Raw genomic sequence first — 12812 nt, 5'->3', positions numbered from 1 at the left:
GTTAGTGTTTATAATAAAGTTCCATAATTTCGTTCAAGTTTATGTTTAGTAATTTGGCGTTTTGAAAGAATTTGGGTGCTTCATGTTCTAAAAAATTTTTCTTTAGTAAATGCTGAATCCTTTCTACAGCATCTTCTGAAACATAGAAACCTAGACCACGTTTGTTAAAGATAAGTTCGTCTTGCTGCAGTTTATCATAAGCCCGCATTACGGTATTGGGATTTACTTCGATGTTTGCCCCTAAATCTCGTACAGAAGGAATCTTTTCTCCAATTGACCATTCTTTCGATAAGATCTTTTCCATAACGAGGTCTATTATTTGCAGGTATATTGCCTTCTGATCTGTGAATTGCATATTAAATCTCCTTATCTTTTAAAAGCATATAAAATGCATAATTAAATATGCAAGCCGTGATTAGATAATGGAAAAAAGTATAATAATAGGTTAATGTTTCGTTATAAAAATTATAACTGAACCCGTAGCCTATTAAATTTTCTATTTTTTGAATGGAAATTATCAAACTTGGAATTGCAATACTTAATGCGGCAATAAAAATTAATAAACTATAATTTTTAAAAAATAAAATCATCAAATAATATGCAGGAATGATAATTAAGTAGAGATAACTATTTTTTAAATTTTCTAAATTAACTTTCCCATTATAAAATATGCTATCTTCTCTAATTCTATAGTAAATGTATCCAGCTTTTTCATAAGCTTGCATTAATTCATCATAATAGTTGAGCTGTAAATATTTAGCCAAGCCATAATTTAACAAGGAGATAACAATAAAATTGATGATGTAGATAATAATACCGAAACTTATAAATGCTACGAATTTTTTACCAATCGAGATGGGAATAGCAAAATGGTAATCTTTATAAAAAAAATTTTTAATAAAATATAGATGGACGAGCGGTAGAAATGAGGTAAATATGATGCTTAATTCAAATTTATTTCTTGAAGCTAAACTATAAAGTAATTTATCTCGTTCATTTTGCAGTGTCGTATCATTTAATTTAATGAGGTTGCGAAATGCAGTCATTTCGAACAAATAAAATCCTACAAACCATACAAGCACGGCCAGCACAGGGACAGAAACCCATAAATATTTATGAGTTCCCAAGATAGCTCGGAGGTATAATAATATCTCTTTCATCTTAATTTATTTTAGAATTTTGAGAGAAGGCATTAAACAGAAATTCTATATCCAATTTCGTTTCTTCCTCATTATTATTTTCTATCAAATAGTTTTTTTGAAAATAATCCTCTTCCACATGAATGATTGGAATGCCTTCTTTAATTTGATTACTTATTTTATATTTTCTGGATAGGGTAGGAATGGATTCATCAATAACAAATTTTCCATTTTTCATGATTAAAAGGTGATCTAATAATTTATCAACATCCTTAATCTGATGGGTAGCAATGAGCATGATTTTATCATCATTCATGTAACTGGCCAACAATTTTCTAAATATGGACTTAGAAGGTATATCCAATCCATTAGTAGGCTCGTCCATTATTAGAATAGGCGTATTGGTCGCTAAAGCAAAAGCTATATGTACTTTTCGATGCTGCCCTAAAGACAAATTTTTAAGATGTTGGTCTAGTTGAATTTGGAAAACTTCCAAATTATTTAAATATTGCACATGGTTATATCCCTTGTAAAATACACCATAAATCTTTCCGAATTCTTCAATCTTAATGGCTGGTAATTTACTGTGATCGGATAAGAAATATACCTGGCTAAGGAATTTTGCAGATCGATCCTTACTGTTGGAGGAATTGATTAATATTTCTCCTTCCTTAGGGAATAACATTCCTACCAATAGTTTTAAAAAAGTAGTTTTTCCTTCTCCATTCAAACCCAGCAATCCGTATATATTTCCAGGTTGTAAAGTTGAAGTTAGCTTATCCAAAATCACTTTCTTTTTGTGATAGTAATAACTAATTGAGTTTATTTCAAGCATATAATTGGTTTTAGTGTATTAGTATCTTAATACACTACAAATATATTAAGCTATTTTAATTTTCCAAATTATTTTTAAAATAATTTTCAATTTCCTCAACGTGTATAGGACTTATTAATTATTTTTTCTACAACTATAAACCTGGAAGGATTTACATTTTATATGAACACATGGAGCATTATATCCATAAAAAAAGGCTGGATTCATTGATATGATCCAGCCTTCGTATAACTTATATAGTAATTTCTTAGCGTTTTTGAGTAGATGGAGTTTTATCAACTACCAGACGCTTATCGCGATTTGCTACTTCCCAAGCGGTATGGAAAACTAATTTTTCACGCTTAGCCATCATAGGGAAATCTATTCTATCTATCACATCATTTACCGTATGGTAATCTGGGTGTAGACCAGAAAAGTAGAATATCACGGGAATACCATGTTTGGCAAAGTTGTATTGGTCAGAGCGGTAATAAATACGCATAGGATCTTTTGGATCATCATACATATAGTCCAATTCCATTTGGGTATATTCTTGATTAGCTTTCTCATTGATTTGCTTCAATTCAGTACTAAGCATATCTGATCCAATCACATGAATATAATTATGATTCCCATTAAGGTGTTTATCATCGATACGACCAATCATGTCTAAATTCAAACAAGTCACCGTATTTTTCAATGGAAACACTGGATTTTGGGAGTAAAAGTCGGAACCCAACAAACCTTTTTCTTCCGCTGCAAAAGCTAAAAATAAAATAGATCTACGAGGGCCTTTTCCAGCCTTTTTAGCTGCTGAAAAAGCATTGGCTAACTCCAAGACTCCGACAGTACCTGAACCATTGTCATCTGCTCCTGGAAAGAATGTTCCATCAGGCAATATACCATCATGGTCATAATGTCCAGAAATGATCACAATTTCATCCTTTAAATCAGTTCCTTCGATAAGTCCTAATACATTTGGATCAGCGAATTCTTCTTTTTTAACGCCCATTTTAGCTGCTAGCTTGCTTTTAAGCGTTAAGGGGTTCGGTTTTTTTGAATGGCTTATAGCTTGCTTCAACTGGGTTAATGAGCTTCCATTCGCTGTTAATAGCTGATTAGCCATCTCCTCCGTAATGTTTAATATAGGCAAACCAGATCCTGTGTTAGCAACATTACTAGTATTTGATTTTAATCCGAATCGTCCTTGAGTCAATCGTGATCCATAATTAGAAATCATTTGAGAAGTTTCAGCACTTACTGCCAAAACCATTTGCGGATTATGTTTCAAGAGTTCTTGAACCCTCTTGTTTTTAGAACTTGTCCAGTCCGATACCTTATTCGTGCCTGTTATTAGCGAATTTCCATTTTTATCTTTTGGTTCAGCTTCATTGATGAACATAACCACCTTGCCTGCAATTGACAAACCTGATAATTCATTAAATTTTTCGGATTGAATACCATAGCCTACAAAAACGATTTCATTTGCTTGAAAGGTTTTGCTTGGATTGTTGGCTTGAACATAGAAATCCTTACCATTGATAAACGATTGATCGCCTACACTAAATTGATCAACTACATAAGACGTTCTTTCCAAAGATACCGGTTGATAATACGAGCCATTTACAGCCGGTTTTAGACCTAATTCTTTGTAAATTTGAGCAATATATTCAGCCGTCTTTTTGCCACCCTCTTGACCAGTTCCACGACCAGCAAATTCTTTTGAAGTCAGAATATTAAGGTGTTTTTTAGCCGATTCTTCGGTTAATAAAGAGGCATATTTTTTTTGTATGCTTTGTTGAGATACCGAACAACTAAATAAAGTCGGTATCAAAAAACTGAGAACAAGTAGTTTTTTCATAATCAAACTTGAAAGGTTATAAACAAGCAATTTTGTTGACGCGGTTGGCATGTCTGCCACCTTCGAAATCTGTACTTACAAATGTCTTAGCAATACGTTTTGCTAAATCCAAATCAATAAAACGTGCAGGAATACAAACTATGTTTGCATCATTATGTTGTCTAGCTAATGCAGAAATTTCCTCTAACCAACAGATTGCTGCGCGAATACCTTGATGTTTATTCGCTGTGATGGCCACGCCATTTGCACTGCCACAAATTAAAATTCCTAATTCATTTTCTTTATGCTCTACACTACTTGCGACTGGATGAGCAAAATCTGGATAATCCACTGAATCTGCATTGGATGGACCAAAATCCTGAACTTCATAACCCAGCTCTTGTAAAAATTGGATTAGCGCTGCTTTATATTCAAAGCCTGCATGATCACTTCCGATAGCAATTTTTTTTGACATGATATGATATTATTGATTGTAAAATTCTTTCTCTGCTTGTACTTTTCTCTTCTTTACATTGGATGAAACCATAATACTTACCTCATATAAAATAAACATAGGAGCACTTACAGTAAGCAATGTAAGGATATCTGCTGTAGGCGTAATGATTGCTGCAATTATTAAAATAATAACTACGGCATAACGACGACTTGCACGCATGAATTCTGGTGTCATAATACCGATTTTAGATAATATAAATACCAGGATTGGTAGTAAAAACACGATACCACAACCTAATGTAAGGGTCGCAATCGTCGATAAATAATTATCAATTCGAATTTGGTTATCGATTAAATCGGAAACCGATACATTCGCCAAAAAATTCACCGATAATGGTACCACGATATAATAACCAAACAGTGCACCAATAACGAATAGAATGGTAGCATACAAGACAAATCCTTGAGCCGAACGGCGTTCTACAACCGTTAATGCTGGTTTGATAAATAACCAGACTTCAAATAACAAGTATGGAAATCCTGCAGCAAACGACAGCAATAAACAAGAATTGATCTGAAGCATAAACTGCCCTCCCAAATCGGTATTGATTAAGTGAAAAGGTATTTTTTCTACACAAAAACCTTCTAAGTTTAACGCATTGCCAACCTTACACATCATTTGATAAGTCCAAAAATCTAGATTTTTAGGACCCATAATGATATGCTCAAAAATGAAATCGATATAGGTAAAGAAAAATATCGCGAGACAAATAATTACGATGACTGCGCGTATAATATGCCATCTTAAAATTTCCAGATGGTCAAAGAAAGACATTTCTGCTTCAATGTTTTTGCCTTTATTTTTTATGGCTTCTATTAGTTTCAAATTCTTGGACATGGATCTTTCTTCGAATAATTTAAATCGTGAGAAAACAAAAATACCATTCTTCGACAGAAGAATGGCATGTTTTAGTTATGTAAAGTAAATTTTATAAACTTTCTTCATCTGGATATTCGTTTAGATCGAATGTTTCCATGAATTTGGTTGTAAAATTACCAGCTCTAAAATTAGGATCACGCATTAAACGTAAGTGAAGTGGTATGGTTGTTTTAACCCCTTCAATCACAAATTCACTTAATGCTCTTTCCATGGTATTGATTGCTTCTTCGCGTGTTTGTGCTACGCAAATTAATTTAGCAATCATGGAATCGTAATTTGGAGGAATAGAATATCCTGAATATACATGCGTATCTACACGGACTCCATGACCACCTGGTGAATGAAAATTTGTGATTTTACCCGGTGATGGACGGAAGTTATTAAATGGATCTTCTGCATTGATACGACATTCTATCGCGTGCATGGTAGGCTCATAACTTTTTCCAGAAATAGGAATACCTGCAGCAACTTTAATTTGTTCTTTGATCAAGTCAAAATTGATGACTTCCTCGGTTACGGGATGCTCTACTTGAATACGAGTATTCATTTCCATAAAGTAGAAGTTACGATGTTTATCGACCAAGAATTCAATGGTTCCTGCACCTTCATATTTTACAGCTGTTGCACCTTTGATAGCCGCTTCTCCCATTTTTGCACGCAATTCAGGCGTAATAAATGGAGATGGCGCTTCTTCCACCAATTTTTGATGACGGCGTTGGATTGAACAATCGCGTTCCGATAAGTGACAAACGGTTCCGTACTGATCTCCAATAACTTGAATTTCAATATGGCGAGGATCCTCAACAAATTTTTCCAAGTATATACCATCGTTTCCAAAAGCGGCACCCGCTTCTTGACGAGCTGAATCCCAAGCTGGCTCAAACTCTTCATCTTTCCAAACGATACGCATTCCTCGGCCACCACCACCAGCAGTAGCTTTAAGAATTACCGGATAACCAATTTCATTAGCAGTAACTAATCCTGTTTTTACATCAGGTACTAATCCATCTGATCCTGGAATGGTAGGTACTCCAGCTTGCTTCATGGTTTCTTTTGCCGAAGCTTTGTCACCCATCTTTTCAATTTGATCGGCGGTAGCACCGATAAATTTAATACCGTATTCTGCACAGATAGCAGAAAATTTAGCATTTTCAGATAAGAAACCATAGCCAGGATGTATGGCATCGGCATTGGTTAACTCTGCTGCTGCAATAATATTTGGTATGCTTAAATAGGAATCTTTACTCGCTGGAGGGCCAATGCAAACCGCTTCATCCGCAAAACGAACATGTAAGCTATCACGATCTGCTGTAGAGTATACTGCAACACTTTGAATACCCATCTCTTTACAAGTACGGATGATGCGAAGCGCTATTTCTCCTCTATTGGCAATTAATATTTTTTTGAACATAGTATTTTTAGATTAACTCTTTATTTAACGTAATAGGTCTGTTGTTTAGAACAATGCTGTTTTAAACTAACTAGGATCTACTATAAATAAAGGTTGATCGTATTCTATTGGTTGTGCATCATTGACTAAAATTTTCACAATTCTGCCTGAAACTTCAGATTCGATTTCGTTAAACAGTTTCATTGCTTCCACAATACATAAAACTTTACCTGGAGCAATTTCATCACCCACATTAACAAAAACACCTTTATCAGGTCCCGGTGAACGGTAGAATGTACCAATAATCGGAGATTTTATCGTGATGTAGTTTGCTGACTCATCGGCTACTGCCGCTGCTGCTGGACTACTCGCTGGGATTGCTGCTACTGGTGCTGCTGCCACAGGTGCTGCTACAGCTGCTGCTGTAGGTAAACTTGCGGTAACATAAGTTGGCTCCTGATTTGTTTTTATTGTTATTTTAAAATCTTTTTCTTCGATAGATACTTCATTCACACCTGATTTTGAAACGAATTTAATCAGATCTTGAATTTGTTTGATGTCCATACTCATATGCTAGTAGGTTTGTTTAATTTTTGAAAAATGTTAACTATAAAGGTAATAAAATCTGTGGGATTAGTAAGCCCATTTTAAATATATTGAGCCCCAAGTAAAGCCTCCACCAAAAGCAGCCAATATCAACGTGTCTCCTTTTTTCAACTTACTTTCCCATTCCCATAAACATAATGGAATGGTTCCACTGGTTGTATTACCATATTTTTGAATATTTACCATCACTTTATGTTCAGGCAAGCCTGCACGCTCTGCGGTGGCATCGATTATTCGTTTATTTGCTTGATGCGGAACTAACCAATCGACGTCTTCTGAACTTAAATGATTACGTTCCATCACTTCGGCAGCAACATTCGCCATGTTGGTTACGGCAAATTTAAATACCGTACGACCTTCTTGATAAGCATAATGTAAGCCTGCGTCGACTGTGGCATGTGAAGCGGGATTCAAAGAACCACCACCTTTAATGTTTAAAAATTGACCGCCAGAACCATCGGTTTTTAATATCGTGTCTATTACACCATTACCTTCATCATTGGGCTCTAATAAAACTGCACCACAACCGTCTCCAAATAAGATGCAGGTATTGCGATCCTTATAGTTGACTACGGATGACATTTTATCTCCTCCAACAACCAACACCTTTTTATGTTTTCCTGATTCAATAAATTGAGCTCCGGTAGTTAGTCCAAAAAGAAAACCCGAACATGCCGCTTGCAAATCATAGCCCCAAGCATTTTTAGCACCGATTTTATCGGCTAAAATATTGGCTGTGGCAGGGAATAGCATATCAGGTGTACTGGTACAAAAGATAATTAATTCAATCTCTTCGGCAGATATTCCTCTTTTTTCTAGAAGTCCCTGAACCGCTGGTACAGCCAAATCGGAGGTTGCTTTGCTAGGATCTTTTAGAATTCTTCGTTCACTGATTCCCGTACGCGTTACAATCCATTCATCGTTGGTGTCGACCATGGTTTCCAACTCTTTGTTGGTTAAAATATAGTCTGGGACATAACCATTTACTGCAGTAATAGCTGCATGAATTTTTGACATATTAATTAATTAAAGGCTGATTTGATTTTTTCAATGAAATTCGAAGAAATCATATCTCTTGACAATAAAACCATATTTTTTATAGCCTCAGGAGTCGATATTCCATGACCAATTATGACCGGCGCATTTACCCCTAAAATAGGGCTACCGCCATATCGTTCAAAGTTGAACCTATCAAAAAATGAATCTTTAAATCCCTTTTTTAAGGTCACTACATAGAATGATTCTGCCAATTTTAAAACCACATTGCCCGTATACCCATCACAAACGGCAACATCTGCAAGGTCACTGAATAAATCACGACCTTCTATATTTCCAATAAAATTGATTTTGTTGTTCTCTTTTAAGAGGGGGTAAGTGGTTATGGTTAGGTTGTTTCCTTTTTCTTCTTCTTCACCAATATTCAGTAAGCCTGTTTTTGGCGATTGTATCCCGTATACATGCTCAGCATAAATACTACCTAGGATGGCAAATTGATTCAGCATCTCTGGTTTGCAGTCCGCATTTGCGCCTACATCTAACAGTATGCCATAGCCTCCCTTTAGTTTAGGGACATTGGTTGCTATTGCAGGACGCAATACCCCAGGAATAGTTTTTACACTAAACATGGCACCAACTAACATTGCGCCGGTATTACCAGCGGAAGAAAAGGAGTCTATCTCCCCATTTTTCAAAAAGTCAAAGCCCTTCGCTATCGAGGAATTTGGCTTTTGAGTTATTGCTTTGGTCGGATGTTCATGCATGCTTATTGCTTCTGGAGCATGAACATAATCAAAAATGGAAGGATCAGATCCGGCAGATTGAACAGCTTGTTTGCAAGCCTCTTCATCACCGAATAATACGATCCGCTGTGATTCATCCAATAATTTCTGAGCTTCAATAGCTCCTTTTATGTTTGAATCAGGAGCGTAATCTCCCCCCAACACGTCTAATCCAATCTTCATTCGTTATTATTTATATTAGTCAATAATACGCAAAAAACATCCCAAGTTAAAGCGAATATTTTAAAATATCACACTTTTTTGGGATGTTTATTCAGAAAGATTTTTTTAAACAGAAGCTGTATTCTCAATGATTAACTTGCCGTTATAGTATAAGTTACCATCAACTGTGTAAGCACGGTGTGGCGTATGAACTGCGCCAGTTTCTTTACATACTGTTAACGTAGGTAATTCTGCTTTATAATGCGTTCTTCTTTTGTCTCTTCTTGATTTAGAAGTCTTACGTTTTGGATGTGCCATCTCGTATTCTTTTTTTAGTTATTTTTAATTTTTTTCAATGCGTCCCAACGAGGATCAATTTGTTCTTTTTCCTCTGTTGATGAATCATCTTCCTGTTCTTGTTGTATCATCGATAGCATTTCTGGGTCACATTCGAGACCTCCTTGTAAACTGCATTTTGCAAAGGCAGGTACGGCTAAATTGATGTACTCATACAACAAAGGAGCAATGTCCAATTCATAATCTTTTTTGGATAGCACGATAACCTCATCGGTTTCATTCGTCCAATCTTCATCTGTGAATTTGACTAAGGCTCTTTCCTTAATTTCGACAGGAGAATGAAAGTCTGATAAACAGGTGTCACAAGTCAGTAATATTTCGCCTTGGATATCAAAATTTGTTATCAGCATATTCTCTTGTTTCTGTAGGTAAACGGTTGCTAATAGCTTACCTTGTTTCACTAAGGAATGTTCGTAACATGCAAAGAACTGATCATCAACATCAAAGTCAAAACTGTGTTTTCCTGTCGTAAGACCTGAAAAGGGTATTCTATATTTTTTTAGATACTTCACAATCTTGCATTTGAGCCTGCAAAAGTAATGATTAATTAAGTATAAATGAAATTTATTTTAAAAAATCCTACAGGCTATTCGTAATAATTTTTACCTAATTCTATTTTTGGACGATCGTTCGCCATTCGCCATTTATTGGTGTCTCGTAAAGAGTAGGCACAGCCGCAATATTCTTGCATATAGAACCTTTCTTTTTTACTGATTTCCAGCATACGAGCCGATCCTCCTTTTTTTCTCCAGTTAAAAGTCCAATATTCCATGTTTGGATACCTGGATGCTGCACGTATTCCACAATCGTTGATTTGTGACATCGTTTTCCATCTAGATATTCCTAAGGAACTACTGATCACATCAAAACCATTCTCGGCAGCATATGCTGCTGTTTTTTCAAAGCGCATATCAAAACACATCGTACAACGAATTCCACGTTCTGGTTCGTTCTCCATGCCTTTTGCTAATTCAAACCAATGATCTACATCATAGTCTGCATCTATAAAAGGAATATTGTGTTTCTCCGCAAAGCGAATGTTTTCATCCTTACGTAAGTCATATTCCTTACGAGGGTGAATATTCGGATTGTAAAAATAAATCGTGAAATCAATGTTGGAAGAAATTAAGGCCTCCATCACTTCCCCTGAGCATGGTGCGCAGCAGGAATGTAATAAAAGTTTTTTACCCTCATTAGGTAATTCTAATTGCTCCCTAACTAATTCTTTATTCTCCATCGAATTAAATACTTTGTTACAATGTTACGGAAAACGATTTATTTATTCAAATTAACACTTATTAAGAATCCTTTTGAGCGAGTTAGATGGATATTTTTATACATTTGTAATAAAATAGTTTAGGCATGAGACAAAGGTTTTATTTATCGCTGCTAGTCGTACTCGTAGTTGCTGTGTTTTCCTCCTGTGAACGTGATGATGATGAACCATTACAAAGTAGATCAATCTCTAGGTTGTATGTATCATATTCTAATTTTCAACCGGATGAGTCTCAAACTCAAATCGATAATATCTCTGTCATATCTAATGCGGATTCCTCCAATTTTGGGATTTTAAATAGCTTTTATAGATCTGCTGCAAAAGGAGGTTCTACCATTTACTTTCACCCATCCTCGCAAACCGTATTTCATGCCTCTATAAATTCAACTGTTACAGACACGCTGATTCAAACCTTAAGGGTAGGTGAAACTGGTCAAGTTTCTTCATCCAATACTAAAATTCCAAATGGGAGATTAACAGGAGTACGTGGTTTAGTTTTTCATCCTGGAATGGATAAACTTTACGCGGTTTCAGTGAATAGTAAGGGATCTTTCATTAATATTTTCGATCGTCCACGAGGAATTTCCTCATATACAAAAACAAGTCAACGTTATATTTTAGCCAACAATCTTCCAGCTTGGGATGCGGCCATTGTACAAAGTAATCTAGTTTTAAGTCGTACAGGTACGAATGGTGGATTGGACATTTTTGAGGACATTATTCCCAAAAGAGATAGTGTATTCAATAATGTAAGCTCAACACGGTCCTTAACCGTAGAGGGAGCAAACAACATTCGTGGAATGTCTATTGATACGGTAAATAATATGCTGGCATTAACAGATTATTCCATCATCAACAACGATACAGTAGGCCGAATTTTAATCTTTGACAACTTTTCTGAAATCAGCAAAGTCTCCGGAAACATAACACCATCCCGCATTATTTCAGGAGCAAATACCTTATTGAAACAACCTGTCGATGTTGATTTAGATTTTAGACTAAATAGCAAGTATTTATATGTAGTGGATCCTGCAACGCGATACATACATCGATTCTTGAAAACAGATAATGGGAATATCAAACCAGAATCATCTTTACCGAGCGCTAACAACAGAAGACCTATTAGTATTTCCTTAGACGCTAGGCAATAGGGTATTAATTAAGCAGCGGGATCTTGAATTAAACTTAACAGCAATTCAACTTCCAATTTTTTTTCTGCATTATCTACATGTTCGTAGGCCGCAATGAGGTTCCGGAGTACTCGGATAATAATCGCTAAATTGGAGCATGGAAGTGTGAAAGCTTCAGAAATCGGCAAATTCAGTTGCCTTAAAAAGGCATAAATATCATCCTCACGCATAATTTGACCTCGGTTGAAAACATTGATGTAAAACAAAACCTTATCATGCTTTTCACCTTCCACATAGGCTAAAACAAAATGCTTCGGAAGGTTGATACCATAGATAGGTATATCTAATTTCTGAGCGATGATGGCATAAAGGCAAGATAAACTAATTGGATTCCCTTTTTTCGTTTCTAAAACACGCTGAATGAATGAATTTTGAGGGTCGTGGTAATTGCTGGTATTTCCAGATAAGCCGAATTCCCGAAATAAGATGTTGTTCAATAGTTTTACCTTTTCTACGGGGCTCATATCATACATCAAATGAAACCAAGCCGTTCTCCGTAATTCTGCCAGTTGATAATAGACTTGCTCCTCATTGAGATTGGGGTATTGAAATCGATTGATAATCAGAAGCCCTTCCAATAAATCTTCCGAATTATTTAATTTCCACAATTGAAGATCATTTTTAACTTGATCAAACTGTATTTTGTGGACAATATTTTCTATTCTACTCTGGGAGAGGGGATCAAATGCTGATTCCCAAGATTGCTCCAATAAGGGTATTACTTCAGGTCCACAAGTGATTAATTTATGCTCGATTTCCTGAAAAATATCCTTATCCGGATCATCTAGTAAATAGATTAGTGCTTTAATTTCCTTCTCATTCACAACGAAATTTACGAAAATATTGGCAAAACAACTAACAGAC

Annotated in this window: 15 protein-coding genes; 1 reads left to right on the top strand and 14 read right to left on the bottom strand. The window is 35.6% G+C overall.

Features of this window, described 5'->3' with window-relative positions:
* Position 1 precedes the first annotated feature (1 nt).
* The 13 genes from ACFRAE_RS11300 to ACFRAE_RS11240 form a co-directional block, all read right to left on the bottom strand.
* Positions 2-355 (bottom strand): GntR family transcriptional regulator, encoded by a 354-nt coding sequence (locus tag ACFRAE_RS11300; RefSeq protein ID WP_422797263.1) that lies wholly within the window; start codon positions 353-355, stop codon positions 2-4.
* A 1-nt stretch (position 356) separates the two neighbouring features.
* Positions 357-1160, bottom strand: coding sequence for a hypothetical protein (locus tag ACFRAE_RS11295; protein WP_422797262.1), 804 nt, complete (start codon positions 1158-1160; stop codon positions 357-359).
* Between the two features lies 1 nt (position 1161).
* Positions 1162-1974 carry an ATP-binding cassette domain-containing protein gene (locus ACFRAE_RS11290; RefSeq protein WP_422797261.1) on the bottom strand — a complete coding sequence of 271 codons (813 nt, stop codon included), beginning with the start codon at positions 1972-1974 and terminating at the stop codon, positions 1162-1164.
* Between the two features lie 247 nt (positions 1975-2221).
* On the bottom strand, positions 2222-3814 hold the full coding sequence (locus ACFRAE_RS11285; RefSeq protein ID WP_422797260.1) for a M28 family peptidase: 1593 nt from the start codon (positions 3812-3814) through the stop codon (positions 2222-2224).
* A 16-nt stretch (positions 3815-3830) separates the two neighbouring features.
* A complete protein-coding gene (gene rpiB / locus ACFRAE_RS11280; protein ID WP_422797259.1) occupies positions 3831-4268 on the bottom strand; it encodes a ribose 5-phosphate isomerase B in 438 nt (145 codons plus the stop codon).
* A gap of 9 nt (positions 4269-4277) precedes the next feature.
* Positions 4278-5147, bottom strand: a complete 870-nt coding sequence (tatC, locus tag ACFRAE_RS11275; protein ID WP_422797258.1) for a twin-arginine translocase subunit TatC — start codon at positions 5145-5147, stop codon at positions 4278-4280.
* A gap of 91 nt (positions 5148-5238) precedes the next feature.
* Complete coding sequence (gene accC / locus ACFRAE_RS11270; protein WP_422797257.1) at positions 5239-6600, bottom strand: acetyl-CoA carboxylase biotin carboxylase subunit; 1362 nt, start codon at positions 6598-6600, stop codon at positions 5239-5241.
* Positions 6601-6666: 66 nt separating this feature from the next.
* Complete coding sequence (gene accB, locus ACFRAE_RS11265) at positions 6667-7149, bottom strand: acetyl-CoA carboxylase biotin carboxyl carrier protein (RefSeq protein WP_422797256.1); 483 nt, start codon at positions 7147-7149, stop codon at positions 6667-6669.
* A gap of 63 nt (positions 7150-7212) precedes the next feature.
* Positions 7213-8202 (bottom strand): beta-ketoacyl-ACP synthase III, encoded by a 990-nt coding sequence (locus ACFRAE_RS11260; RefSeq protein ID WP_422797255.1) that lies wholly within the window; start codon positions 8200-8202, stop codon positions 7213-7215.
* Positions 8203-8207: 5 nt separating this feature from the next.
* On the bottom strand, positions 8208-9146 hold the full coding sequence (gene plsX / locus ACFRAE_RS11255; RefSeq protein ID WP_422797254.1) for a phosphate acyltransferase PlsX: 939 nt from the start codon (positions 9144-9146) through the stop codon (positions 8208-8210).
* Between the two features lie 105 nt (positions 9147-9251).
* Positions 9252-9443: a 50S ribosomal protein L32 gene (gene rpmF / locus ACFRAE_RS11250; RefSeq protein WP_422797253.1), complete on the bottom strand. Its 192-nt coding sequence runs from the start codon at positions 9441-9443 to the stop codon at positions 9252-9254.
* Between the two features lie 14 nt (positions 9444-9457).
* Entirely contained in the window at positions 9458-9994 is a 537-nt protein-coding gene (locus ACFRAE_RS11245; RefSeq protein WP_422797252.1) for a YceD family protein, read from the bottom strand.
* Positions 9995-10068: 74 nt separating this feature from the next.
* The gene (locus ACFRAE_RS11240; RefSeq protein WP_422797251.1) at positions 10069-10719 is read right to left on the bottom strand and encodes an epoxyqueuosine reductase QueH; all 651 of its coding nucleotides are present in this window, start codon (positions 10717-10719) and stop codon (positions 10069-10071) included.
* A 125-nt stretch (positions 10720-10844) separates the two neighbouring features.
* Here ACFRAE_RS11240 and ACFRAE_RS11235 point away from each other — a divergent pair, with 125 nt between their 5' ends.
* Entirely contained in the window at positions 10845-11909 is a 1065-nt protein-coding gene (locus ACFRAE_RS11235) for a hypothetical protein (RefSeq protein WP_422797250.1), read from the top strand.
* Between the two features lie 8 nt (positions 11910-11917).
* Here the strand turns inward: ACFRAE_RS11235 and ACFRAE_RS11230 are convergent, their stop codons facing one another.
* A complete protein-coding gene (locus ACFRAE_RS11230; RefSeq protein ID WP_422797249.1) occupies positions 11918-12772 on the bottom strand; it encodes a transglutaminase-like domain-containing protein in 855 nt (284 codons plus the stop codon).
* Positions 12773-12812 lie beyond the last annotated feature (40 nt).

Origin of the sequence: Sphingobacterium sp. HJSM2_6 (assembly GCF_049316305.1) — a bacterium.
Taxonomy (GTDB): domain Bacteria; phylum Bacteroidota; class Bacteroidia; order Sphingobacteriales; family Sphingobacteriaceae; genus Sphingobacterium.
Note: the sequence above shows the minus strand (reverse complement) of the source record. Positions and strands in the feature narration are given on the sequence as shown.